Genomic DNA, 24,133 nt, shown 5'->3' on the forward strand with positions numbered 1-24,133 from the left:
AAAGCTGACCTACATCCACAATCATTGGGACGGGTTGCAAACCTTCCTGACCGACGGCCGCGTCGAGATCGACTCCAACAGGGTCGAAAACCTGATCCGTCCTATCGCCCTAAATCGCAAGAATGCTCTCTTTGCCGGGCATGACGAGGGCGGCATCGCCTGGGGTCGCATCGCCTCGCTGATCGAAACCTGCAAGATCAACGGCATCGAGCCCTTCGCCTATCTCAAGGCAACCCTGACCGCGCTCGCCAACGGCCACCCTCAAAGCCGTCTAGACGATCTGCTACCGTGGAACTTCACGCCGTCAAGATAAGCTGACTGTGGCCCACAGCGAACGCTTACGCCGCTCGGAGCGGACCGAGAACAGGATCTGGATCAAGCTCGCCCGGATCAGCCGTTCCGGCGGGATCGAGGGACGGCCGAAGTCGGTGTAAAGCGACTCGAACTCGGGATCGAGGCTGGCCAGCGCCTCGTTCACCACCTGCCGGATCTTGCGCAGCGGATGCCGTGCCGGGATCCGCGCCTCAAGATCGACATAGCTGAACAGCGACCCGCTCGTCTCGTCCGTCCCGCGCATCGTCACCCCCGCCGTTGTCGTCCCGAGGGTGAATCATGTTCCTCAAACCGCGTCGAGGGCGGACTTCTTCAGCAGCCTGTTAAGGGCGTCATCATCACCATCGCGCGCCGGCTGATCACTATCGCAATTGCCGTCCTGAAAACAGGCGAGGTATGGCATCTAGAGGTTGATCAATAGACACAATCGCTAGTCACCTGGAACTGTAGTTCGTATCATTGAGCTGAGAGGTTTCGGGAGATGATGCGATGGCAGGTCGGGTTGCGGACGAAGTGGTTCTGAGCGCTGAGGAGTGCGCGTTTCTCCAAGCACAGGTTCGGCGGCACAAGGCGGCGCGCTCGCTGGCTGACCGGTGCCGGATGATACTGCTTTGTGCGGAGGGTTTTCAGAGCAAGGAGGTCGCTGAGCGGCTCGGGGCGCATGAGCACACGGTCGGCAAGTGGCGCAGACGGTTTGTGAAGGACCGGATCGTCGGTCTCAGCGACGAATATCGTCCCGGCCGGCCTCGCACGGTGTCGGACGATCAGGTGGCCCAAGTAATCGAGCGGACGCTGAATACCCTCCCGAAGGACGCCACCCATTGGTCGATCCGCTCGATGGCTGCGGCGACAGGCCTGTCGCATACCACCATCCGCCGAATGTGGGCCGCCTTCGGTCTGCAGCCGCATCGGAGCGAAACGTTCAAGCTCTCGACCGATCCACTATTCGTCGACAAGGTGCAGGATATCGTCGGCCTTTATATGGCTCCGCCGAACCGGGCGATCGTGTTGTGCGTGGATGAAAAATCTCAGATCCAGGCCCTGGATCGGGAGCAACCGGTGTTGCCGATGGCACCTGGCGTGGCTGAACGGAGAACTCATACCTACATCCGCCACGGCACGACCTCACTTTTCGCGGCACTCGACATCGCGACAGGGGCGGTGATCGGCAAATGCTACAAGCGCCATCGAGCAACCGAGTTCCTCGACTTTCTGAAGCAGATCGATGCGGCCATGCCGGACGGGCCTGACGTGCATCTGGTGATGGACAACTATGCCACTCACAAGACGCCGACGATAAAGGCCTGGCTCGCGCGCCGCCCGCACTGGCACGTGCATTTCACGCCCACCTCGGCGAGCTGGATCAACCAGGTGGAACGCTGGTTCGCCGAACTGACGCGCAAGCAACTGCAACGGGGTGTCCACCGCTCTACCGCCGAACTGGAGGCCGACATCGTCGCCTTCATCGAGGCGCATAACGAAAACCCCAAACCTTACCGGTGGGTCAAATCCGCCGACGATATCCTCGCAGCTGTCAAACGCTTCTGCCAGAGAACCCAGCAGAACCTATGTGGCGAACTTTAGATTCGGGTGACTAGGGCGTGTTGACGTTTGAGGATTTCCAAACTGATCGCTGGCTGATTCAAGGCTGCCAAATGGGAGGCAACCTTGATCCGCACGACGTTGACCGACACACAATGGGCACTTATCGCTCCACATTGCCTTGGCCGGGAATGTGACCCTGGCCGCACCGGCCCCGCCCCTCGGCTTTTTGTTGAGACGGTTCTCTGGATAGTCCGGACCGGTTGTCCATGGCGCGACTTGCCGGCGGATTTCGGCAAGTGGAACTCAGTGTTCAAGCGGTTCCGGCGATGGGTAAAGGCCGATGCGTTCTACCGCATGTTCCGAGCCCTGGCTGAAGATGCCGATTTTGGATGCGCCATGATCGACGGCAGCATCGTCAACGTTCACCGCCACGGACAGGGCGCAAAAGGGGGACGCAAAGCCAGGCCATCGGGCGCTCTCGCGGAGGGATAACAACCAAGATCATGGCTTAGGCCGATGCGGTCGGCAACCTGACCGACTTTCGGCTGCTGCCGGGACAGGCCCATGATCTGCGCGGCACAGGGGCGCTGATCGATGGCCTGACGTGTGGCCAACTTCTTGCCGACCGGGCGTTCGATGCCGATTGGCTGCGCGAGGCGCTAACCGGTGCAGGGATCGAGCCGGTCATTCCGCCAAAGTCCAACCGCGAGACTGTCCGGAATTCTGTGCCCCGGCGTGGTAACTCTGAAATGAGGAGACCCACGTATGAGCATCGACAAAGACCTTCTGGACCAGCTGATGAAAGGCCGGACGGCCAGCGACCTTTTCGGCAAGGACGGCGTTCTGGCCGAGCTGACCAAGGCGCTGGCAGAGCGCGCCCTGAGTGCCGAGCTGGAAGAACATCTGACCGAGGAACGAGCTGTCCCACCCGCGGAAGGGGCGTCTCAGACTCCGAACCGGCTTAACGGTAGCAGCCAGAAAACGGTCACCACCGACAGTGGCAAGGTCGTGTTGGACATCCCTCGGGACCGCAACGGCAGCTTCGATCCCATGCTGATCGCCAAGTACCAGCGCCGTTTCCCGGAGTTCGATACCAAGATCATTTCCATGTATGCGCGCGGGATGACGACCCGCGAAATCCAAGGACACATTGAGGAGATCTACGGCATCGAGGCCTCCCCGAGCTTGATATCGGCGATCACCGATGCGGTGATGGACGAGGTCACGGCTTGGCAGAACCGTCCGCTCGAGCCCTGCTATCCGGTGGTGTTCATGGACGCGATCCGGGTTAATATCCGCAGCGATGGCGCGGTCTCGAACAAGGCAGTCTTCGTCGCCCTGGCTATCCTCCCGGACGGCACGAGGGACGTGCTGGGGCTATGGTTTCAGGCCAATGAGGGCGCCTAGTTCTGGGCCAAGGGTCTCAACGACCTGCGCAATCGCGGGGTGCAGGACATCCTGATCGCGGTCGTGGACGGCCTCAAGGGCTTCCCCCAGGCCATCGAGGCAGCCTTCTCACAAACCCAGGTTCAGACGTGCATCGTGCATCTTCTGCGCCATTCTATGAGCTTCGCCAGCTACAAGGACCGCAAGGCCGTGGCAGTGGCGCTGAAGGCGGTCTACTCCGCCATCGACCCGGCAGCCGCCGAGGCCGCGCTGACCGACTTCGAGGAGAGCGATCTGGCCGCCCGCTACCCGGCAATCGCGCCGAGCTGGCGACGGGCCTGGACCGAGGTGATCCCGTTCCTCGACTATCCCCCCGAGGTCCGCAGGCTGATCTATACGACGAATGCCGTAGAGGCGCTGAATTCAAAGATCCGCCGGGCCGTCCGCACACGGGGGCATTTCCCCAGCGACGAAGCGGCGGCGAAATTGATCTATCTGGCCCTGAATGCTACTTCTCAGGAGTGGAAGCGCTCGGTGCGCGAGTGGCACGCAGTGAAAAGCCAGCTCGCCATCATGTTCGAGGACCGCTTCCCAATGGCGTAATCAACGCGCCGGGGCACAGAATTCCGGACAGTCTCCCAACCGCCGCTTCCCCGCCGAATTCGACCGCGAAACCTGCAAGTGGCGGCACCTGATCGAGAACCTCTTCGGCAGGCTCAAGGAATACAGAGGCATCGCCATGCGCTGCTGCAAGACTGATGAAAGTTTCAGCGCCTTCATTGCTCTCGCCGCAACCGTCATCCGACTCCGGTGAACGTCAACACACCCTAGCCGACCAGCGCCGAGATGATCAGCGCGTTGACGATATCGATGAAAAAGCCGCAGACCAGCGGCACGATCACAAAGGCCCGGTGCGCCGCGCCATGTTGCTGCGCCACGGCGGTCATATTGGCGATGGCGGTGGCGGTTGAGCCGAGCGTGATACCGCCAAACCCGGCCGAGATCACCGCCGCCTCATAATCGCGCCCCATCGCGGGGAACACGACCCAAATCGTGAATCCGACCGTCAGCAGGATCTGCATCACAAGGGCGGCGGTAATGAACAGAAGGACGCCGTTCAGCTCCCAGACCTGCAGGCCCATCAGCGCCATGATCAGGAAAAGCCCGAGTGACAGATCCGAGATCAGCGCCAGCGCATCATCGACCCCAGGCCAGATCCGCCGCACTAACCGCCTCGGGGCCAGCGGCAAAAGGTTGCGCAGCACGATCCCCGCGACAAGGCAGCTGACAAAGGCTGGAAGCGTGACGCCGGCCGCCGTGATCGCCTCATGCAGCGCCAGCCCGATCAGCACGGTGACATTCAGCGCCAGGATCGACCAGAGGATGCAGAAGTAATCCATCCGGGCCGCGCGCCCCTCATTCGGAACGCCGATGTCCAGATCGCGCTTGTTTTCCGCCTTCAGCCCGCCCCGCCGGATCAGGAGCGCCGCAATCGGCCCGCCGATCACACAGGCCGCGATTAGCCCGACAGTATTGGCCGCGACCCCCAGTTCCAGCGCATTCGTGATCCCCAGCTTTTCGGCGAATATCGGTGCCCAGGCCAGCGTGGTGCCAACGCCGCCGGTCAGCGAAACCGAGCCGACCATCAGCCCGGCCTTCGGCTCCATTCCAAAGAGCCTCGCCAGCCCCATCCCCGCGAAGTTCTGCAAAAGGATGAAGCTGGTCGCAAGGATCAACAGGATCACCAACGGCCTGCCCCCCGCAAGCAGCGTGCGGATATCGGATTTCAGCCCGATACCGGCAAAGAACACGAGCAGCAGGAAATCACGGATCCCCACCTCGAATGAGACCTTCAGATCGAACAGCGCCCAGAGGAGCCCCGTTACCGCGATACAGAGAAAGCCGCCCGCCACCGGCTCGGGGATCGAATAGCGGCGCAGAAGATCAATGTTCAGGGTCAGGATCTTGCCCGCGATCAGCAAGACCACGGCAAGATTGAAGGAATGGAAGGGATGAACCGTAAAGAAGGTCACGCGGCGGCGCCTGTCAGAATGCTGTCAACTGATGTTGATTCCGCTTTGCCCCGGATCCGCCTTCCGGTCAAGGGCGGGGCCCCGCGCCTGCCTCAGGCGGTGGTGTGAAATCCGTTATCGGCATAGACCACCGATCCGCTCATGGGACTTGCGGCCTCGGTTGCCAGAAAGGCCGCCAGCGTACCGATCTCTTCGATGCTTACCAGTTTTCCCGCAGGCGTACGGGCGCGAATCTTATCCATCAGCGCATCGAACCGGTCGATCCCCGAGGCGGCGCGGGTCTTGACCGGACCGGTTGAAAGCGAAAAGGCACGAATCCCTTCGCCCGCCAGATCGGCCGCCGCATAGCGGACCGAAGCCTCCAGCGCGGCCTTTACCGGACCCATGAGGTTGTAATTCTCGACCACCCGATCCGCGCCGTAAAAGCTGACCGTGATCAGCGAACCACCCGCCTGCATCAAAGGCCGCGCCAGCCGCGCCATGCGCAGGAAGGAGTGGCAAGAGATATCCATCGCCGTCGCAAAACCTTCGGCCGAAGCGTTGACAACGCTGGTGTGCAGATCCTCGCGCGGGGCGAAGGCGATGGCATGAAGCAGAAAATCAAGCCGCCCCCATTCAGCGGTAATGCGGTCAAACACGGCTTCCAACTGGCCGGGTTCACGCACATCGCAAGGAAGGAACAGCGGCGCACCCACTTCCTGCGCCACGGGTTCGACCCATGGCCGGGCCTTTTCATTAAGAAAGGTCAGCGCCAGCTCTGCCCCCGCCGCGCGAAAGGCCCTGGCGCAACCGGCGGCGATGCTGGCCTCATTCGCCACGCCAACCACGAGGCCGCGTTTGCCTTTCAGATCAATCATGTCGCTGCCTCTTCGCTGACGGCCTCCTGGGCGATGATGCTTTCCTCATCGGTCGGAATGACAAGAAGCTGCACCCGGCTGGCGGCGGTGCTGATCCTCCGCGACCCTGCTTCATTGGCATCGGGGTCAAGCTCTGCCCCAAGCCAGGCCAGCCGCGCGGCGACACGGGCGCGGATACCGGGCTGATGCTCGCCGATTCCTGCCGTGAAGACCAGCGCATCGATCCCGCCCATGCTGGTCGCCAACCGTGCCACCTCGCCCGCGATGCGCAGGCAAAAGAGGTCGATCGCCTCGGCAGCCTCTGGGCGCGTGCTGGCCATCAGCTCGCGGCTGTCAGCCTCGAAACCCGACACGCCCAGAAGGCCGCTTTCACGATAGAGCATGGTCTCGACCTGTTTCAGGCTTTGCCCCATTTCGCCCATCAGATGCAGGATCACGCCGGGGTCCAGCGCACCCGAACGCGTCGCCATCGGGATGCCGTCCAGCGTCGAAAACCCCATCGAGCTGTCGATGCTCTTGCCGCCCCGGATCGCACAAAGGCTTGCGCCGCTGCCCAGATGTGCGGCGACCACCTTTGCATCGGTGGCCAGATCGCCCAGTTGCCCGGCGATATAGCGGTAGGAGAGACCATGAAAGCCATAGCGCTTGATCCCCTGATCATAAAGCGCGCGCGGCAGGGCAAAGCGGCGGATCAGGGGCGGGTTGGTGGCATGAAACGCCGTGTCGAAAGAGGCTGTCTGTGGCACATCGGGGTAAAGCCCCCGCATCGCCCGGATCAGCGCAAGGCTTTGCGGCTGATGCAGCGGCGCAAGCCGCGCCAGCGCGTCGATCTGCGCGATCACCTGATCGGTGATCCGGGCTGGTCCTGTGAAGACATCGCCGCCATGCACAACCCGATGGCCGATCACCGCAAGGCGCGAAAGATTGAAATGCCCGGCCAGCCAGGCAAAAGCCTGGTTCAGCACGGCTGTCAGATCGCCGGGATCCGCTGTGATCGGGCCTGAAAAGGTCTTGCCCTCGCGCGTCAGGCGCACTTCGAAAGGCTCATCGCGGAAATCGATCACGCCCGACGCCAGCGGGCGCGGCGCGGCGGCCTCCAGTGCGTAAAACCCCAGCTTGATAGTCGAGGATCCGGTGTTGAATGTCAGGATCAGATCGCGGGTCACGCCTTCCCCTCCGCTTTGCGGACCGCGACCAGCTTGGCCAGCGCAGCCGAGGCGATGCGGGCCGATAAAGGATCCGCCCGGCTTGTCAGAACGATTGGCACCCGTGCGCCCAGAACCAGCCCCGCGGCCGTGGCGCCCGCGAAATAGATCAGCTGTTTGGCAAGCATGTTCCCGGCCTCGAGATCCGGCACCACAAGAATATCGGCCTCGCCCGCCACCTGCGAGACGATGCCCTTCGTCGCCACCGCCTCGGGGCTGATCGCATTGTCGAAGGCCAGCGGCCCGTCAACCAGCGCGCCCGTGATCTGGCCTCGAGCCGCCATCACCGTCAGCGCGGCGGCATCCAGCGTGGCGGGCATCGTCGCGTTCACCGTCTCGACCGCCGCCAGCACCGCGACCTTCGGCTGATCGCGCCCCAGAAGCCGCATCAGATCGACGGCATTCTGGCAGATGTCGCGCTTATGCTCTAATGTCGGTGCGATATTGATCGCGGCATCGGTGACGATCACCGGCTTGCGATAGGCGGGCACATCCATCGCATAGACATGGCTGATCCGGCGTTCGGTGCGCAGGCCGCCGCTTTTCGAAACCACCGCCGCAAGCAGTTCATCGGAATGCAGGCTGCCCTTGACCAGCACCTGGACGTTGCCACAGGCCGCCAGTTCCACCGCCCGCGCCGCCGCTGCATGGCTGTGCTCTGTCTCCTCGATCCGGAAGCCGTCAAGCGAGACCCCGGCCTCGGCGGCCGCCGCGCGAATCTTTGCGCCGGGACCGATCAGGATCGGGTCAAGCAGGCCTTCGTCGCGCACCTCGATCGCGCCAAGGATCGCGGATTTCGAACAGGGATGCACCACCGCCGCCCGCACCGGGGGCAATGCGCGGGCCTCTTCGACAAAGCCCTGCCAGCGCCCCTTCGGCAAGACCACCGCCTCGGGAAGGTCACCCGGCACCCAGGTCACCTGCTCGACCGGGGCCAGCACCAGCGCCTCGCCCGAAAGCACCACCTCGCCCCGCTGATTGCGGGCGGTGGTCGTCAGGCGGACACGGTTCTTGCCCTCGATCAGCTCGGCCACTTCAACTTCGGCGGTGATGGTATCGCCTGGCGAAACCGGCTTGTTAAAGCGGATCTGCTGGTCGAGATAGATCGTCCCCGGCCCCGGCAGGCGGGTGCCCAGCACCGCCGAAATCAGCGCCGCAGTCCACATGCCGTGCACCACGACATGGCCAAACGGCCCATGGGCGGCGAAACCGGCATCCAGATGCGCGGGGTTGGCGTCGCCGGAAACAGCGGCGAACAATTCAATATCCTTGGGACCGACGTGGCGGACAAGACTGGCGCGGTCGCCGATTTTCATCTGGTGAAACAGATAGTTGGTCAGAGTGCCGGTCATCTTGTCACCTCTGGAAAACATATGTGCCGGGCGCATCTGCCAGCGCGTTGCCCATTGCGGGCGGCGCGGCGGGGGCACCCGAACGCGCGGCAAGCCAGGCCTGCCAGGGCGTCCACCACGAACCCTCGGTTGCAGGATTGGCCTCGACCCAGGTCTCGGGCGGCAAAAGCGCGTCGTCATGGGCGCGGGTCGCCAGCCGGTAGCGGCGGCGCGGGTGACCGGGAGGAGAGACGATCCCCGCATTATGCCCGCCCGACGTCAGCGCGAAAGTCACCTCGCAATCGGTGAACTGGTGGATTTTGTAGACCGACTTCCAGGGTGCGACATGATCGCGCTCGGTCCCGACGGCAAAGATCGGCACCCGGATGTTCTGCAACAGAACTGTCTTGCCCCCGGCGGTGAAGCGTCCCGAAGAAAGCTCATTATTCAGATAAAGCCTGCGCAGATATTCGGCATGCATCCGATAGGGCATCCGGGTGCTGTCGGCATTCCAGGCCATGAGATCATTCATCGCCGTCCGCTCGCCCATCATGTAATCGCGCACCATCCGGGACCAGATGAGGTCATTCGAGCGCAAAAGCTGAAACGCCCCCGCCATCTGATCGGCAGAGAGATAGCCGCGGTTCCACATCATGCTTTCAAGAAGATGCAGCTGGCTTGGGTCGATGAACAACGCAAGCTCGCCCGGTTCGGCGAAATCGACCTGCGCGGCAAGCAGCGTCAGCGAGGCGAGACGCGCGTCCCCCTTCCCCGCCATGGCAGCCGCCGCGATCGACAGCAAAGTGCCACCCAGACAATAGCCGGTGGCGTGGATTTTCTGATCGGGCATTAGACGGGTGATCTCATCCAACGCGGCCATCACGCCCAGCCGGCGATAATCCTCCAGCGTCAGATCACGATCCTCTGCACCCGGATTGCGCCAGGAAATGGCGAAAACCGTGTGGCCCTGCGCCACCAGCCAGCGGATCAGTGAATTCTCCGGGCTGAGGTCGAGGATATAGTATTTCATGATCCAGGCCGGAACGATCAGCACCGGCTCGGGGTGCACGGTTTCTGTCGTGGGCGTATACTGGATCAGTTCGATCAGGTGGTTGCGGAAGATTACCTTGCCCGGCGTCACCGCCACATCGCGACCCGGTGTAAAGGCCTCGACACCCTCTGGCGGCTCCTGCCGGATCTGGCGGACGACGTCCTGCAGCCAGTTCTGCCAGCCCTTCACAAGGTTCATGCCTCCGGTAGCCCAGGTCCGTGCCACAACCTCGGGATTGGTAAAAGGGTTGTTCGAAGGCGCACAGACATCAAGGATCTGTTTCGCGGCAAAAGACACCACATCCTCGTGGTGCTTCGTCACGCCCGGAACCTCATGGGTGACGTTATGCAGCCATTGCTGCTGCAGCAGGAAAGCCTGCGACATCCAGCTGAAGGGCGGTTTCGCCCAGGCTTCACCGGCGAAACGGCGGTCGCCCGGCAAGGGCGTGATGACCGGCGCGGCCTGCGGATCCATCGCCGAGGCCATCAGATGCGCCATGAGACGCTGCCATTTGCGGCCCGCCTTGACGCCCAGTTCCATCTGCTTGCCCGGTGCCTGCGCCAGATGAAAGGCCCAGTCGACATAGGCCATCATCAGCGAGCCGGGCGAGACCCCGCCGCTGAGCTGTCCCGAGAGCGCCTCTCGTATGCGGTCAACGGCCTGAAAAGCCTCGATGCCAAGGCTTTCATCGCCGGTTGCACCCGAGCCATCTGATTTGGGAGTAAGGGCCATGTCGCGTCTCCAATTTACCGGCGGAAGTTAGCACAGAACTATCAACGAGTGTTGATCGAATTCAAAGAGTTCAAGATTTTTCTTGAACATAGGCATTGCGCCCAAGGCCCGATGCCGACGACATGTCGTAAAGCGCCGTCAAACCGCCGAAACAGCCGCCCCCGGACTGAACAGGCAAAGCATCGGCGTCCGGCGGCGGACACGGAATCCCCTGTCCCTGCCCTGATCATCATGGACGATTACCGGCAAAACGGCGCGACGTCGAGGCCATGACCCGGCCAATGCCGCTGGCACCAACGCCGGGCCAAGGCCGCGGCCTCAATCCGCCAGCACATCACCGATGCCAGTGAAGACACCACCGACCTGATTGAAGACAAAGGCCCCCGCCAAGCGTACCTCATCGAAAAGGGTGTTTTCAACCACAGCCCCGGCCTCGCCGGAAAGCAGGCCGACATAGCGGCTGTGGGCGGGATCATCGGTCGGAATATCGGTAATATCCACGATCCGTATTCCGGTCGCGACCGCCAGGCGCTGGACCGCCGGATCACGCACATCGACAAGCCCAAGCCGTATCCGACGTGCCGAAAGCCGCGACGACAGTTTCAGCGCCAGATCGTCCGAGGAGACGAGCACCGTGATGGGATGCTTCATCGGCCCAAGGCTGACCATCTGGGCGCGGAAAAGATCGATATCAATATCCGGGGCGGCAAGGATGACCTCGATCCGGTCCAGCACATCGTCCCGCCCGGCAAGACGCAGTTGCACCAGCGTCTCCATCGTCAGCCGCGCGCCCATGCTGTGAGCCAGCACCGGCACCGCGTCGGAAGCGGACCGACCCTTTGTCAAAAGCCGCAGCAGATCGGCAAGCGCCGCGCGGGAAAAGTCAGACGCGTCACGATCAGCCAGATAGGCGCCCGGATAGCCTGCCGAGGGCCATGTAAAAAGGACGGGCTTTTCCTCGATATGCGCATCGACCGAAAGCTGCGCGGTACGGAACAAGGCCTCATGAAAGCGGGTGTTGAAGCCGTGGACATAAAGCCCGACCCCCTCGCGCGAGAGACGCTTTGCAAAGGCGTCACGGCTAAGCGTCTGCCGGCTGCGCATCACGAAATTCCGGTCGGCGCTGCTGCCATTGCGATCCGGCCATTCAATCTTTCCCGGCCGATGGCCAGGCGGCACCGAGACCTCGTATTCCAGCCAGCTTGGCCGGATGGAGCGAGAGTCGCCAAAGGCCCCCGGCAGATTTGCCTCGGGCGCGCGGGTGGTCATGGTCAGCACCCGGACAAGGCGGGCGCCCTCGGGCAGGGCACCGGCATCGGGGGCCAGAACTTCCGGCCCCGGACGCGCAGCGCAGCCTGCAAGCGCAAGCGTCAGGATCAGAAGCAGGCGGCCCAACATATGCCTTACCGCAGGAATTTCTTGAATCGTATCAGTGCCAGCCAGAACAGCGCCACCCCGATCGCCGCCAGCGCCGCGAACTGGGGCCAGACCACGTCAAGCCCCGCACCTCGGAACAAGATGCCCTGCGAGAGGATGATGAAATGCGTGTTGGGGGCTGCAAGCATGATGGTCTGGATGATCTCTGGCATGGATTCCCGCGGCGTCATCGCGCCTGACAGCACCTGCAGCGGCAAAAGCGCCATCATCAGCAAAAGCGCGAATTGCGGCATCGACCCCGCAACCGTGGCAAGGAAGATCCCCAGCCCCGTCATGGCGAAGACCATCAGCACCGCCCCCGCAAGGAACAGCGCGACCGAGCCCTGCACCGGCACCGCCATCAGCCCCTGCACCACCATGATCAGCGAAAAGCTCGACCCCAGCAGCACCACCAGCCCCATCGACCAGATTTTTGACAACATGATCTCGGTCGCGGTGACGGGCATGACCAGCAGGTGCTCGACCGTGCCATGTTCCTTTTCGCGGATCAGCGCCGCGCCGGTCAGCACCAGCGACAGCATGGTGATCGACCGGATCACGGCGGAAATCGCGCCGAACCACTTCGGATCCAGCGAGGGATTATACCGCGCGCGGAGCGCCAGATCGACCGGCAGCGCGGTCTCGGCCCGGTAGCCCGCCACATATTCCGAAACCTCGGAGGACACGATCTGCTGGATATAGCCGCCGCCGGTGAAGGCCTGGCTCATCCTTGTCGCGTCGATATTCAGCTGGATCGCCGGGTTTTTTCCGGCCAGCACATCGCGCGCGAAATCCGGTGGGATGTTCAGCGCAAAAGTATCCAGCCCCTGATCCATCCGCCGATCCATCTCGGCCGTCGTGGTCATCTGCGGCTCGACAAAATAGGGCGGATAAAAGGCCGAGGTGATGCGGGCGGAGAGATGCGACTGATCCTCATCCACGATCGAGATCGCGGCATTCGTCAGCGCCTCGGGCGAGACGTTCGCAGAGGTCCAGATCGAGAGCGAAAAGGAATAGACGATCAGCACCAGCATCACCGGATCGCGCCAGAGCCCGCGCAATTCCTTGACGCCCAGATTGAAGGTGTTGCGCAGGTTCATCCGCCCCTCACTTCGCCTGTTTTTCCAGGAAGGCCGCCGCCAGCCCGATAATCACCGGAATGGCGATGCCCATGGCCAGCATCGGCCCGGCCAGTTCCGCCATTCCGAAGGCCTTGGAGAAAGCCCCCCGCGCGGCGGTGATAAACCAGGTCGAGGGGTAGATCTCGCCCAGAACCCGACCAAAACCCGACAGCGAAGAGACCGGGTCGATCAAACCCGAATAGCTGACCGCCGGGATCATCGTCAGCATGGCGGTCGCGAACAGCGCCGCGACCTGACTTGCGATGAAGACCGACACCAGAAAACCAAGCGCCGTGGTCGCGGTGACATAGATCAGCGCCGAAAGGGTAAAGCCCAGAAAACTGCCGTTGAAGGGCACTGCGAAGAATGTGACCGCCATGGCCATCATCAGGAAGAAATTCAGCATGGCCAGCGCGATATAGGGCAGCTGTTTGCCAAGCAGAAATTCCAGCCGCGTCACCGGGGTGACGTAGAAATTGATGATCGAGCCGAGTTCGCGTTCCCGCGCGACCGAGAGTGTCGTCAGGATCGCGGGGATCATCAGCAAAAGCAGCGGGATGATTGCGGGCACCATCGCATTCAGGCTGCGCACATCGGGGTTGTAGCGGTATCGGGTCACCAGTTCGAAACTGCCGCCGCTCGCCTTGTCACCGTAAAGCTGACGCGCCTGACGTGTGATCCAGTCGGCATGCATGCCCTGCACATAGCCCTGCACCGTATTGGCGCGGCTGGGGTTGGCGCCGTCGAACCAGGCCCCGACCTGCACATCCCTGCCTGCCGCGATATCGGCGGCAAAGCCGGGCGGGATCTCGATCGCCAGCGCCAGCTCGCCCGAGCGCATTCTTGCGTCGATCTCGTCGTAACTTGTCAGGGCCGGCTGTTCGATGAAATAGCGCGATCCCGCAATATCGGCGATATAATTGCGGCTGGTGGTGGTCTGGTCGCGGTCAAGGGCGGCGAAGGTCAGATCCTCGACATCCATGTTGATGCCCAGCCCCACCACGATCATCAGAAGAAGGCTGCCGACCAACGCCATGGTCAGCCGGATCGGATCGCGCTGCAATTGCAGGCTTTCCAGCTGCGAATAGCTAAGCAGTCGCCGCAGGCTGAAGCCGGATTGCTGCGCGTGATGGGTCACCCCGGCTGCGGGGGCCTCGGGCGCGGCCTCGGGCGCAGCGGCGGGGGCGGGTGCCGTCTCGCCAATCGCCTCTTCAAGATAGGCGATGAACGCGTCTTCCAGCGTGGCGCAACCTTTGGCTTTCGTGATCCCCTCGGCGGTGTCCGAGACCAGCACCTTGCCCGCATGCATCAGGCTGATGCGGTCGCACCATTCCGCCTCGTTCATGAAATGGGTCGAGACAAAGATCGTCACGCCATCCTTGCGCGAAAGTTCCGCCAGAATGCGCCAGAAGCCGTTGCGCGCCACCGGGTCCACCCCCGAGGTCGGCTCGTCAAGGATCAGGATCTCGGGCGCATGGATCATCGCCACCGCCAGCGAAAGCCGCTGGCGGATACCCAGCGGCAACGCCTCAGGCAGGCTGTCGGTCACGTCGCCCAGATCGAACCGGGCGATCATCTCGTCAACCCTGGCGGGGATCTTCTCGGCCGCCATATCGAAAAGCCGCGCGTGCAGATCAAGGTTCTGACGCACCGTCAGCTCGGAATAGAGCGAGAAGGCCTGCGACATGAACCCGACCCGGCGGCGCACCGACAGATCGCTTGCATCGACCTCATGGCCGAAAAGCTTTACCCGGCCCTCACTCGGCTCCAGAAGCCCGGTGAGCATCTTCATCGTCGTCGTCTTGCCGCAGCCGTTCGAACCCAGAAAGCCGAAAATCTCACCCCTGGGGATGCGGAAGGAAACATTGTCGACCGCCACGAAATCGCCAAAGCGCTGCGTCAGCCCCTCGGCCTCGATGGCGATATCGCTGTCATCGGTGGTCCGCGGCGGGATCACCACGGCACTGTCTTCGCCCCGGTCTTCTTCGGGCAAAAGCGCGATGAAGGCTGCATCAAGCGTGTCGGCCCCGGTCCGCGACAGCAGATCGTTGGTGGTGCCGGTGGCCAGCACCCGGCCCGCATTCATCGCAACCAGCCAGTCGAAGCGCGCGGCCTCTTCCATATAGGCGGTGGCGGTGATCACGCTCATCCCCGGCCGTGTCGCGCGGATTCGGTCGATCAGATCCCAGAACTGGCGGCGCGACAGCGGATCGACGCCGGTGGTCGGCTCGTCAAGAATCAGGAAATCGGGATCATGGATCAGCGCGCAGCACAGACCCAGCTTTTGCTTCATGCCGCCCGACAGCTTTGACGCCGGGCGCGACCGGAACGGCGTCATGCCGGTCGCAGCCAGCAGATCGGTGATCCGCCGCTCGCGTTCGGCCTTGTCATGACCGAAAAGCGAGCCGAAGAAATCAAGGTTCTCTTCGACCGAAAGCGTCGGGTAGAGGTTCTTGCCCAGACCCTGCGGCATATAGGCGGTGCGGGGGCAGACGCGGTTGCGATGCGCCACATCGCGCATATCGCCGCCCAGAACCTCGACCTTGCCCTGCTGGATCACACGTGCCCCGGCCAGCAGCGACAGAAGGCTGGACTTTCCGACCCCGTCTGGCCCGATCAGCCCGACCATGCGCCCCTCAGGGATCTCCAGCGTCACATTGTCAAGCGCCGTGACCTTGCCATAGCGCAGCGTCAGGCCGGAGACCCCGGCAACTGAGCCGGTCATTTCGCGACATTGGAAAGAAAGTCAGGCCAGGCGGCATCCGGATCAAGCCGCAGATAGGCCATGCCCGGCAGGCCGGTTTTGACATATTCGATATGCCGCGACAGCAGCTCGGGGTCGATGCGGGCACGGACGCGGAACATCAGCTTTTCGCGCTCATCGGCGGTCTCGACCGTCTTTGGCGTGAACTGCGCCACATCGGCAACATAGGAAACCGTGGCCGGGATCACGAATTCCCGCGCCGCATCCATGACAAGGCGCACCTCTGATCCGACCTGCACCCGGCCGACCTGCGATGTCGGCAGAAAAACCGTCATATAGACATCGCCCAGATCGACAAGGCTGAGGATCCGCCCGCCAGAGCCGACAATCTCGCCCTCTTGTGCGATGCGATACTGGATCCGGCCCGTGCGCGGCGCTTTCAGCGTGGCGTCGTCCAGAGAGGCCTGGATCGCATCAATCGACGCCTTTGCCGCCTCGACGGCCGCACTTGCATCGACCACCTGCGCCTGCGCGCTGCTGACCCCCGCCAGCGCTGCCGCATGGCTGGCTTCGGCCGAGGCCACACCGGCGCGGGCCTGGGCGTCCCGGGCGCGGTCATCATCCAGCACCTGCTGCGAGATCGCACTGGTCTTTGCAAGCTGCTCAGAGCGTTCAAGCCTGCGCGACGCGGCATCGGCAACCGAGCCTGCCTGATCAACCGCGGCCCGGGCCGCGCGCTCTTGTGCCTCGGCCTGAGCGACCAGCGCCCTTGCTGTCTCGACGCCGATTTCGGCGCGGGCAAGCTGCGCTTCGGCCTGACGTTTTTGTGCGTTCAGCTGCACCACGTCCATCTGCACCAGCACATCGCCTGCGCTGACCATGTCACCTTCGGCAGCGGTGATTTCGGCGATTCGGCCGCCGGTGAGCGCCGCGATATCCACCTCGGTCGCCTCGATCCGGCCATTGGCGCTGGCAAAACCCGCCGGCAGACCGGCGGGTTGCAGCCGGTCCCAGGCCAGCCAGCCAAGCACGGCGACAACGGCCAGGCCGCCCAGAATAATGGTGTTTCTGCCGGGCTTTGCCATGATCTGCCTCTGATTGCTGTGCTGATGGATGCTTCGCGCATGTCCCGATGCGGTTTTCGCCCTACGCTCCCCTGTTGTCAACGCTCGATGACAGGGTAAAACCCTGTATTGTCGCGCAAAAGCGGCTGCTGGTTGTTTGCTGTTGAAAAACCAGCTAAACAACACGACCCGGTGTGGGCTGCACCTTGCCGCACCTCTGCTCCGGGGCAGCATTTTCAGTTTCTTCGCGTCGAAGCCACCGGACGAACACAAGCCACCCATGCCAAGGACGCTCAACTCAGCCAACTCGACCGACCGCATGCCGGGGCAGGCAACCGGGAAAGAACGCATTCTTGCATCGGCGATGCTGCTTTTCGCGCGGATGGCCTATTCCGACACCAGCCTGCGCGACATCGCCGCCGCGGCTGGGGTCGATGTGGCCTATGTCCATCGCGCCTTCGGGTCGAAGGCCGAGATATTCCGTCAGGCCTTGCTGGCGCTTGCGCCCCTCGATGACATCGCCGCAGGGGACCCCGATGGCGCGACCATGATCAACCGGATCTGCGATCTGGCCTTCCTGCGTGATCCGCGCAAGGTAGAAGATGTCAGGCCGCTTCATTTACTGACACAGTCCAGCCTCTGCAGCGAGGCGCGGGCGATCATTGCGCAATTCTTTGGCACGTCACTAGCCCTGCCTCTAAGCAGGGCGTTTGGCCATGCGGATCCGGGACGGGCGCATTTCGCGCTTAGCCTTCTCAGCGGTTTCGTGACCCATCGTGCGATTTTCGGGCCTGCGGATTTGCTGGCTATCCCCGAGGCGGATCAGCGACAGATGCTGCAAACCGCCCTGATGAACGCAATGCTGCCTGGTTGTTCAGATGGGGTATTCGGCTGGCGTCCCATCTAGACCACTATCTAAGTCAGCTTGCCAACTGCGATCCTGTATAAGTCATGTTGGGATTTCCGCGTTTCGTGCGGAGATTTCAACACGATTGATCGGACGCCTCAGGTGCTTTCAGGCGGCTATATACGGTCGGTCAGATGGCCGCTTGGATCGAGTGTCGGTCTCGTAGGTAGCGCGCCCCCGCAACCAAACAAATCAACGATATCAAAATGTTGGAGCCCGACTTAAACCGTCGGGTTTTTGCTTTTGAAATTCTTGTCAACACCTGGTCAACATTTGCAGAGGCCCCCATCGAAGGCCCTGCGGATGGGCGAGTGCTTCCATTTTCCCGATCAATGGAAATCCCGACTCGGAAACAGCTTCCGTGCCTGTTCGCGGGGATGGCGCGCTGTTGGTCTCCTGCTGCCGCCAGTCGGGCGCCTGGTTTCATCGGCGCGACCGTCGTTGGGCGGGATCAGGACGGGGCGGCCCAGAGTGGCCAGCAGAGGGGAAACATCCTCGACCCTCTCGGCGATCAGATGGGTGACCGGGCCATCGCGCTCGATCCGGCCGGTCACGCTCACGAGCCGCCCGGCGATCACCGCCTTGCGAAAGGTCTCGTAGACCTTCTTCCAGACCACGACATTGGCTGTGCCGGTCTCGTCCTCCAGAGTGAGGAAAATGACGCCCGACGCCGTGCCGGGGCGCTGCCGGGTGATGACAAGGCCGGTGACTGTGATGCGGCCACTGGCCTGTGGCAGGCGATCATGGGCCAGGCTTTCGGTCAGGCGCGGTCGCAACAGCTCCATCGGATGGGCGCGAAGACTGAGCCGCAGCGACAGGTAATCCTCGATCACCTCCTGACCCAGGGTCATCTGGGGCAGCTTGACGTCGGGTTCGGCAGCTCCCTCGCCGTCGGAGCCAAAGAGGGGCAGCGGCGCAGGGGCTTTCAGCGCCTTGGCTGCCCACAGAGAGTCTCGGCGATTGAGACCGATGGCGGCAAAAGCATCAGCCTCGGCGAGCCGTTCCAGCGCATCGGCGTGCACGCCCGCCCGGCGCCACAGGCTTTCGACATCGGGATAGCCGTTACCGCGCGCGGCTGCGATCCAGATGGCGTCCTCTTCCCTCATCCCCTTGATCTGCCGGAAGCCGAGCCGCAGGGCCAGCGCCCCATCGGGGCGCGGTTCCAACGTGCAGTCCCAGAACGAGTGGTTGACCGAAATGGGCCGCACCTCCACTCCATGATCGCGGGCGTCGCGGACCAGCTGTGCAGGTGCATAGAAGCCCATCGGCTGCGAATTCAGAAGCGCGCAGGTGAAGACCGCCTGATGGTGGCATTTCAGCCAGGCGGAAATATAGACCAGCCGCGCAAAGCTGGCGGCGTGGCTCTCGGGAAAACCATAGCTGCCGAACCCCTCGATCTGGGCAAAGCAGCGCGCCGCAAAATCGGCGTCATAACCCCGCGCGAGCATTCCGCTGACAAAGCGGTCGCGGAACGAACCGATGGTGCCCATGCGTTTGAAGGTGGCAAGCGACCGACGCAGGCGGTCAGCCTCGGACGGGGTGAAGCCTGCCGCGACAACGGCGATTTGCATCGCCTGTTCCTGAAACAGCGGCACACCATAGGTGCGGCCCAGAACCTCCATCATCGCGGGACCGAGATCTTCGACCTTTTCGCGCCCCATGCGGCGGTTGATGAAGGGATGCACCATGCCGCCCTGAATCGGGCCGGGGCGGACGATGGCGACCTCGCAGACCAGGTCATAGAATTTGCGCGGCCGCATCCGGGGCAGGAAGTTCAATTGCGCCCGGCTTTCGACCTGAAAGACCCCGATCGCATCGGCGCGGCAGAGCATATCGTAGATCGACGGATCCTCGGGCGGCACATTGGCCAGCGTCAGCTGCTGCCCGCGATGCTCATCCAGAAGCGCAAACGCCTTGTGAATGCAGGTCAGCATGCCAAGCGCCAGAATATCGACCTTCAGAAGGCCAAGCGCGTCGATGTCGTCCTTGTCCCATTCGATGATGGTGCGGTCGTCCATCGCCGCATTTTCAATTGGGCAAAGTTCGTCCAGACGGCCTTTGGTGATAACAAAGCCGCCTACGTGTTGCGAAAGATGGCGAGGAAAGCCGATGATCTCGCCGATCAGTCGCACGGCCAGTTGCACGCGGCGGTCGGCAAGCGATAGGCCCGCATCGCGCAGCCGGTCCTCGCCGGGGGGGGGCGAGGACCAGCCCCAGATTTGCCCGGAAAGCCGCGCGATCACGTCCTGCGACAATCCCATGACCTTGCCAACCTCGCGGATGGCGGCGCGGCTGCGGAAATGGATCACCGTTGCGGTCAGGCCGGCACGCTCGCGGCCATAGCGGGCATAGATCCACTGGATCACCTCCTCGCGGCGTTCGTGTTCGAAATCCACGTCGATATCCGGCGGTTCGCCCCGCTCCTTGGAGATGAAACGCTCGAAGATCAGGGTGATCGACTCGGGCGGCACCTCGGTAATGCCCAGAAGATAGCAGACCACCGAATTGGCGGCGGAGCCGCGCCCCTGACAGAGGATGCCCTTCGATCTGGCGAACTGCACGATGTCGTGGACGGTCAGGAAATAGGGGGCGTAATCCACCTCGCGGATCAGCGTCAGTTCCTTTTCCACACGATGCACGATTTTTGGCGGCGGACCAGAGGGGTAGCGCCAGTGAAGGCCTTCGCGCGCGAGCCGTTCCAGCCGGTCCTGCGCGGGCTCGTTCTCGGCTTCATCGGGATATTGATAGCGCAGGTCGCTGAGGCGAAAGGCGCAACGGTCGGCAATCTCCAGCGTGCGCCGCAGCGCGGCGGGGTGGCGGTGAAACATCTTCGCCATTTCGGCGCCGGATTTCAGGCGGCGCTCGCCATTTGCCAGCCGGTGTTCGCCGATGGCGTCGATTGTGCAGCCAAGGCGCATGCAGGTCAGCACATCGGCCAGGGGGCGACGGGCGGAACGGTGCATCAGCACATCGCCCACAGCGACCATCGGCTGGCTCACCTCCTGCGCCAGAATGCCGATCTGGTCGAAACGGATCTGATCCCGGCCGTCATAGTGCGGGGCGGCCCCCAGGAAGCACTGACCAGGGAAGGCGCGACCGATGGCGCGAAGATCGCCGCGGGTGCTTTTCGGGCCGGGATCGTCCAGCGGGTCGGGCGAAAGGGCGATCAGCACCATGCCCTTGCCCCATTCGACCAGATCGGCGCGTTGCAGGTGACATTCGCCCTTGGCCGCGCGCCGCTTGCCAAGCGACAGAAGCCGGGTCAGCCGCGACCAGGCGGCCAGATCGGTGGGCAGGGCCAGCCATTCCACGGCGGAGTCAGTCAGCACCAGACGCGCCCCGGCGATCAGTTTCGGCAGCGGCGCATCCGACTTGGCGGGGGCATCAGTCTGTCCGGTGAAATGCGGCACGGTCTGGCGGCTGGAATGGTCCGTCACGCGTTGCGAGCGGATGGTGGGGCCTGACTCTGCCGCCGCGGTCCGCGCCTCGTCGCGCAGACGCGCCAGTTCCTTCAGCGCGGAGAAGGCCCGCACCACGCCTGCCACCGAATTGCGGTCGGTGATGGCGATGGCACTCAGCCCCAGTTCTGCCGCCCGCGATACCAGTTCCTCTGGATGCGAGGCGCCGGTCAGGAAGGTGAAGTTCGATGTGACGCAAAGTTCGGCGTAGGGAATCATGCGAACTCCCCCTGTACGTGCCAGTTCTGCGCCCCACCGGGCGCGGGCCAGGCCGGGGTTTGCGGGGTGTGAAACAGCCAGAGCCGCGGCCCTTCCCGGGTTTCGATCCGCCAGTAATCGCGCAGGCCCGACCGCCAGGCGGGATCGTCGAACCACCATTCCGGCGAGATGCGTTCTGGGCCCAGCGCGCGCAGCGTGGTGAAGCGCATGCGCCGCCAACGGAAACTCGCGGGCGGGTTGCCCGAGGCGGCGGTCACCGGCTCGGGCGGAAACAGGGAGATCGGCCGCGCCGCCCCCCCGCGATGCGGGATCGGTTCGGATGCGGTATAGGCAGCCGGGGCCAGGAGGAAGCTGCGCTCAGGGATCAGGCTGGTTGCAGGCAACAGCCGCAGCACCCGGTCAAAGCCGATGCGGTTGCCGACAGAGGACAGAAGATCAGCCAACGCATCGTCGTGCCGGATCGCCTGGCCGCCACCAATCTGTTCCGGCGCAAGGGCCTCTGTCACCGGGGCAGTCAGGCGAAGGGCATCAATGCCGAAACCGGCATCCACCTCGTCCACGCCCTTGGCGAACAATGCTGCGATCCGGGCGGGGTCGCGCATCGGCCGGGCGAGGCCGATCTCGACCCGTGCCGAGTGGCGATCTACCCGCCGCAGCTCCAATCGGACCCGGCGTGCGCCCATCCGATGCTGGGCGAGTTTGGCGCAGAGTCGGTCCAGCAGGCGTTCCAGCCCCGCCATGACATCGGATTGCAGCCCGATCGGTTCGGGGAGCGTCATCCGCACCCCAAAATGCGGGGCGTCCGGTTCCGCTGCAACGGGCTCGTCCCGCTGCCCGAGCGCCTGATCCAGCCGCAGAACCAGCCCTTGCCCGAAGCGGCGGGCCAGAGGCGCGCGCGGCAAATGTGCCAAATCGGCAATACGTGCCAGACCCACCCGCGCCAGCGCCTCGGCCGTTTCAGGATTCGCTCTGAGGGCTGTCACCGGCAAGCGACCGATTCCCTCGATCAGTCGCCCGTCAGGCACGATGCCGCCGCCGTTACGAGCCAGCGCATGGGCTGCGCCTCGGGTTCCTGCTATGGCGCTTTCCGGATGCAGGCCCGCCCGCGTCAGTCGCGCGTGCAAGTCCTCGCGCAAATCGGCTTCGCCGCCAAACAGATGCGGCACGCCCGAGATATCGGCCAAAAGACCGTCCGCGCCATCCGTGGCAATCATGGGGGCATAGCGGCTGGCCCAGCGGCGCAAGGACACCAGCGCCGCCGCCTCACGCGCCAGATCAGCGGGGCGGATGGCAAGATCGGGACAGATCGCGCGGGCATCGGCCAGTGCCATGCCGCGATGCAGGCCGCGGGCCGTGGCGGCGGGGTTCAGGCAATGCAGATGATCGGCATTGCCCGAGCGCAGGCTCAGGGCAAGGGGCCCTTCAACCGGGCGGTTCCGCAGGCTGATGTCGCTGCCCAGCCTCGGAAACCAGATGGACAGCAGCCGTCGCGCCATTCCAGTTCACAATCCAACTTCCGCAAGTTCCCTTTTTGTTCTTATTAAGGGTCCAGCAATGCAGAGTCGAGTCCGCCGCCGGGCTTGCTACGGGGGCACAGGCCCAGCGCGTTTCGGTGGCATTGCTGCCCGCGCCTTCGCGGATCAGCATCAGGCCGGTGGTCCGCCCGGCCTCGGCCGCCAGTTGCAGGCGACGCCCGGCGGTCAGCGACAGGGGCTTTTCCGGTTCGGCGATGACAAGGCCGACGGGAGCCGAGCGCAGTGCCTCCTCGATGCACCACAGCAGATCGGTCTCGCCCTCGGCGCGGAACAGGTGCAGCCGTTCGCCGACACCTTTCGGCAACCCGCGCAGCATCGGCAGTTCCGGCACATGGGCGGGCAGGATCCAGACCAGCGGGCCGGGATGCCGCACCGCCTGAAACAGCGCAAAGGTTCGGCGACCGCGGCCTTCGGCTTCATGCACACGTCGCCCACAAAGGTCGAATTCGTCGGCGTGGGCCAGTTCAGGGCGCAAGGTCTCAGGCCGCATCTTCCCGCACTCCCTCCGCCACGATCTGCAGCGTACCGTCGGGCAGGGGGCGTTGCAGCGGCAGGGCCTCGGCCACCGGTGCAGTCAGCCAGCGCCGCCACTCCTCGGGCCTGGTCAGGATCACCGGCATCGCCTTGGGATGGATCTTCGCGACCTCGGCATTGGGTGGGCAGGTCAGAAAGCCGAACAGCTCTGCCGTTACCTCGCCCTCCTTCAGCTTGCGCACCGAGGTCCATTCGGTGCGGATGCCCGCGAAGAAGGCCAGGGGGCGATACTGGCCAAGCGCGAACCAAACCGGATGGTTGCGGGGTGCGCCCGGGCGGCTGTCGATCTCGGAAAAGCTGGTGAAGGGGACGAGGCAGCGATGCTCCACCCCGAGCCAGCGTCTCCAATGGGCCGAAGCGACATTGCGAATATTGGTGACGCCCGGATCGGTGCGCTTGCCTGCCAGAAACACCTGCGGTGTCGGCATACCCCAGCGCGCCATGGTCAATTGCCAGCCACCCTGTGTCCCGTGCCGGATGATCGGCGCGGGATAGTCGGGGAAGATTCCGGTCATGGGTGGCAGGTTGCCGGTCAGATCGACCAAGTCCTCGTCATCCCCGCGCATGTCGTCAAAGACATGGCGCATGGCGTCCTGGCTCTTGGTCTGGGAATACAAATTACACATGCGAAGGTCCGGGAATCATAAAGACAGGATGGAACATTGCCAGAACAGAGACTTCGGGGAAAGCGTGGTTCAGATT

General features: G+C 63.4%; 17 protein-coding genes and 4 pseudogenes. 7 read left to right on the forward strand and 14 right to left on the reverse strand.

Annotated features, from left to right (window positions below; all coding sequences use genetic code 11):
* On the forward strand, positions 1-313 hold a 313-nt coding region (locus CRO07_RS16655; RefSeq protein WP_141400095.1), incomplete at its 5' end, for a transposase domain-containing protein.
* 27 nt (positions 314-340) lie between these two features.
* Here the strand turns inward: CRO07_RS16655 and CRO07_RS16660 are convergent.
* A pseudogene (locus tag CRO07_RS16660) lies at positions 341-577 on the reverse strand (transposase); the annotation flags it as partial.
* A 245-nt stretch (positions 578-822) separates the two neighbouring features.
* On the opposite strand from CRO07_RS16660, the gene CRO07_RS16665 reads away from it, so the two are divergent.
* The 5 genes and pseudogenes from CRO07_RS16665 to CRO07_RS19545 form a co-directional block, all read left to right on the forward strand.
* The gene (locus tag CRO07_RS16665) at positions 823-1,917 is read left to right on the forward strand and encodes an IS630 family transposase (RefSeq protein WP_097031784.1); all 1,095 of its coding nucleotides are present in this window, start codon (positions 823-825) and stop codon (positions 1,915-1,917) included.
* Positions 1,918-2,001: 84 nt separating this feature from the next.
* Positions 2,002-2,370 carry an IS5 family transposase gene (locus CRO07_RS16670; RefSeq protein WP_097031785.1) on the forward strand — a complete coding sequence of 123 codons (369 nt, stop codon included), beginning with the start codon at positions 2,002-2,004 and terminating at the stop codon, positions 2,368-2,370.
* Between the two features lie 95 nt (positions 2,371-2,465).
* Positions 2,466-2,579, forward strand: a pseudogene (locus tag CRO07_RS19540) (IS5/IS1182 family transposase); the annotation flags it as partial.
* 64 nt (positions 2,580-2,643) lie between these two features.
* A pseudogene (locus CRO07_RS16675) lies at positions 2,644-3,867 on the forward strand (IS256 family transposase).
* Positions 3,868-3,880: 13 nt separating this feature from the next.
* Positions 3,881-4,078, forward strand: a pseudogene (locus tag CRO07_RS19545) (transposase); the annotation flags it as partial.
* Positions 4,079-4,091: 13 nt separating this feature from the next.
* On the opposite strand, the gene gltS reads toward CRO07_RS19545, so the two are convergent.
* The 9 genes from gltS to CRO07_RS16725 form a co-directional block, all read right to left on the reverse strand.
* Positions 4,092-5,297, reverse strand: coding sequence for a sodium/glutamate symporter (gltS, locus tag CRO07_RS16685; RefSeq protein WP_097031786.1), 1,206 nt, complete (start codon positions 5,295-5,297; stop codon positions 4,092-4,094).
* A 92-nt stretch (positions 5,298-5,389) separates the two neighbouring features.
* A complete protein-coding gene (gene fabI, locus CRO07_RS16690; RefSeq protein ID WP_035745640.1) occupies positions 5,390-6,154 on the reverse strand; it encodes an enoyl-ACP reductase FabI in 765 nt (254 codons plus the stop codon).
* Entirely contained in the window at positions 6,151-7,320 is a 1,170-nt protein-coding gene (locus tag CRO07_RS16695) for an acetate/propionate family kinase (protein WP_035745643.1), read from the reverse strand. Before CRO07_RS16695 ends, fabI begins: the two co-directional genes overlap by 4 nt.
* Positions 7,317-8,711, reverse strand: a complete 1,395-nt coding sequence (locus CRO07_RS16700; protein WP_097031787.1) for a bifunctional enoyl-CoA hydratase/phosphate acetyltransferase — start codon at positions 8,709-8,711, stop codon at positions 7,317-7,319. Before CRO07_RS16700 ends, CRO07_RS16695 begins: the two co-directional genes overlap by 4 nt.
* 4 nt (positions 8,712-8,715) lie before the next feature.
* Positions 8,716-10,473: a PHA/PHB synthase family protein gene (locus CRO07_RS16705; protein WP_051693716.1), complete on the reverse strand. Its 1,758-nt coding sequence runs from the start codon at positions 10,471-10,473 to the stop codon at positions 8,716-8,718.
* A 318-nt stretch (positions 10,474-10,791) separates the two neighbouring features.
* Positions 10,792-11,871 carry an alpha/beta hydrolase gene (locus CRO07_RS16710; protein WP_068767092.1) on the reverse strand — a complete coding sequence of 360 codons (1,080 nt, stop codon included), beginning with the start codon at positions 11,869-11,871 and terminating at the stop codon, positions 10,792-10,794.
* Positions 11,872-11,876: 5 nt separating this feature from the next.
* On the reverse strand, positions 11,877-12,989 hold the full coding sequence (locus CRO07_RS16715) for an ABC transporter permease (protein WP_097031788.1): 1,113 nt from the start codon (positions 12,987-12,989) through the stop codon (positions 11,877-11,879).
* A gap of 7 nt (positions 12,990-12,996) precedes the next feature.
* A complete protein-coding gene (rbbA, locus tag CRO07_RS16720; protein WP_097031789.1) occupies positions 12,997-15,735 on the reverse strand; it encodes a ribosome-associated ATPase/putative transporter RbbA in 2,739 nt (912 codons plus the stop codon).
* Positions 15,732-17,099: an HlyD family secretion protein gene (locus CRO07_RS16725; RefSeq protein WP_235841083.1), complete on the reverse strand. Its 1,368-nt coding sequence runs from the start codon at positions 17,097-17,099 to the stop codon at positions 15,732-15,734. Before CRO07_RS16725 ends, rbbA begins: the two co-directional genes overlap by 4 nt.
* On the opposite strand from CRO07_RS16725, the gene CRO07_RS16730 reads away from it, so the two are divergent.
* Positions 17,098-17,685, forward strand: a complete 588-nt coding sequence (locus CRO07_RS16730) for a TetR/AcrR family transcriptional regulator (protein ID WP_268876269.1) — start codon at positions 17,098-17,100, stop codon at positions 17,683-17,685. The two genes, CRO07_RS16725 and CRO07_RS16730, sit on opposite strands and share 2 nt — an antisense overlap.
* 329 nt (positions 17,686-18,014) lie before the next feature.
* Here the strand turns inward: CRO07_RS16730 and CRO07_RS16735 are convergent, their stop codons facing one another.
* From CRO07_RS16735 to CRO07_RS16750, 4 genes are read right to left on the reverse strand one after another with little or no spacing between them, the layout of a single operon-like run.
* A complete protein-coding gene (locus tag CRO07_RS16735; RefSeq protein ID WP_097031792.1) occupies positions 18,015-21,362 on the reverse strand; it encodes an error-prone DNA polymerase in 3,348 nt (1,115 codons plus the stop codon).
* Complete coding sequence (locus CRO07_RS16740; protein WP_097031793.1) at positions 21,359-22,858, reverse strand: Y-family DNA polymerase; 1,500 nt, start codon at positions 22,856-22,858, stop codon at positions 21,359-21,361. Before CRO07_RS16740 ends, CRO07_RS16735 begins: the two co-directional genes overlap by 4 nt.
* Positions 22,785-23,387: an ImuA family protein gene (locus CRO07_RS16745; RefSeq protein WP_051294656.1), complete on the reverse strand. Its 603-nt coding sequence runs from the start codon at positions 23,385-23,387 to the stop codon at positions 22,785-22,787. Before CRO07_RS16745 ends, CRO07_RS16740 begins: the two co-directional genes overlap by 74 nt.
* A complete protein-coding gene (locus CRO07_RS16750; RefSeq protein ID WP_097031794.1) occupies positions 23,377-24,057 on the reverse strand; it encodes an SOS response-associated peptidase in 681 nt (226 codons plus the stop codon). The genes CRO07_RS16745 and CRO07_RS16750 overlap by 11 nt, the downstream gene beginning before the upstream one ends.
* Positions 24,058-24,133: the final 76 nt, after the last annotated feature.

The sequence above is a fragment of the Cereibacter ovatus genome, from assembly GCF_900207575.1.
GTDB classification, from domain to species: Bacteria; Pseudomonadota; Alphaproteobacteria; order Rhodobacterales; family Rhodobacteraceae; genus Cereibacter_A; species Cereibacter_A ovatus.

Excerpts from the sequence above, each read along its gene's own strand:
- rbbA (WP_097031789.1), bottom strand. The coding sequence starts at position 15,735 with ATGACCGGCTCAGTTGCCGGGGTCTCCGGCCTGACGCTGCGCTATGGC.
- CRO07_RS16700 (WP_097031787.1), bottom strand. The coding sequence starts at position 8,711 with ATGACCGGCACTCTGACCAACTATCTGTTTCACCAGATGAAAATCGGC.
- CRO07_RS16715 (WP_097031788.1), bottom strand. The coding sequence starts at position 12,989 with ATGAACCTGCGCAACACCTTCAATCTGGGCGTCAAGGAATTGCGCGGG.
- CRO07_RS16730 (WP_268876269.1), top strand. The coding sequence starts at position 17,098 with ATGCCGGGGCAGGCAACCGGGAAAGAACGCATTCTTGCATCGGCGATG.
- fabI (WP_035745640.1), bottom strand. The coding sequence starts at position 6,154 with ATGATTGATCTGAAAGGCAAACGCGGCCTCGTGGTTGGCGTGGCGAAT.
- CRO07_RS16735 (WP_097031792.1), bottom strand. The coding sequence starts at position 21,362 with ATGATTCCCTACGCCGAACTTTGCGTCACATCGAACTTCACCTTCCTG.
- CRO07_RS16750 (WP_097031794.1), bottom strand. The coding sequence starts at position 24,057 with ATGTGTAATTTGTATTCCCAGACCAAGAGCCAGGACGCCATGCGCCAT.
- CRO07_RS16665 (WP_097031784.1), top strand. The coding sequence starts at position 823 with ATGGCAGGTCGGGTTGCGGACGAAGTGGTTCTGAGCGCTGAGGAGTGC.
- CRO07_RS16725 (WP_235841083.1), bottom strand. The coding sequence starts at position 17,099 with ATGCGGTCGGTCGAGTTGGCTGAGTTGAGCGTCCTTGGCATGGGTGGC.
- CRO07_RS16705 (WP_051693716.1), bottom strand. The coding sequence starts at position 10,473 with ATGGCCCTTACTCCCAAATCAGATGGCTCGGGTGCAACCGGCGATGAA.
- CRO07_RS16740 (WP_097031793.1), bottom strand. The coding sequence starts at position 22,858 with ATGGCGCGACGGCTGCTGTCCATCTGGTTTCCGAGGCTGGGCAGCGAC.
- CRO07_RS16710 (WP_068767092.1), bottom strand. The coding sequence starts at position 11,871 with ATGTTGGGCCGCCTGCTTCTGATCCTGACGCTTGCGCTTGCAGGCTGC.
- CRO07_RS16745 (WP_051294656.1), bottom strand. The coding sequence starts at position 23,387 with ATGCGGCCTGAGACCTTGCGCCCTGAACTGGCCCACGCCGACGAATTC.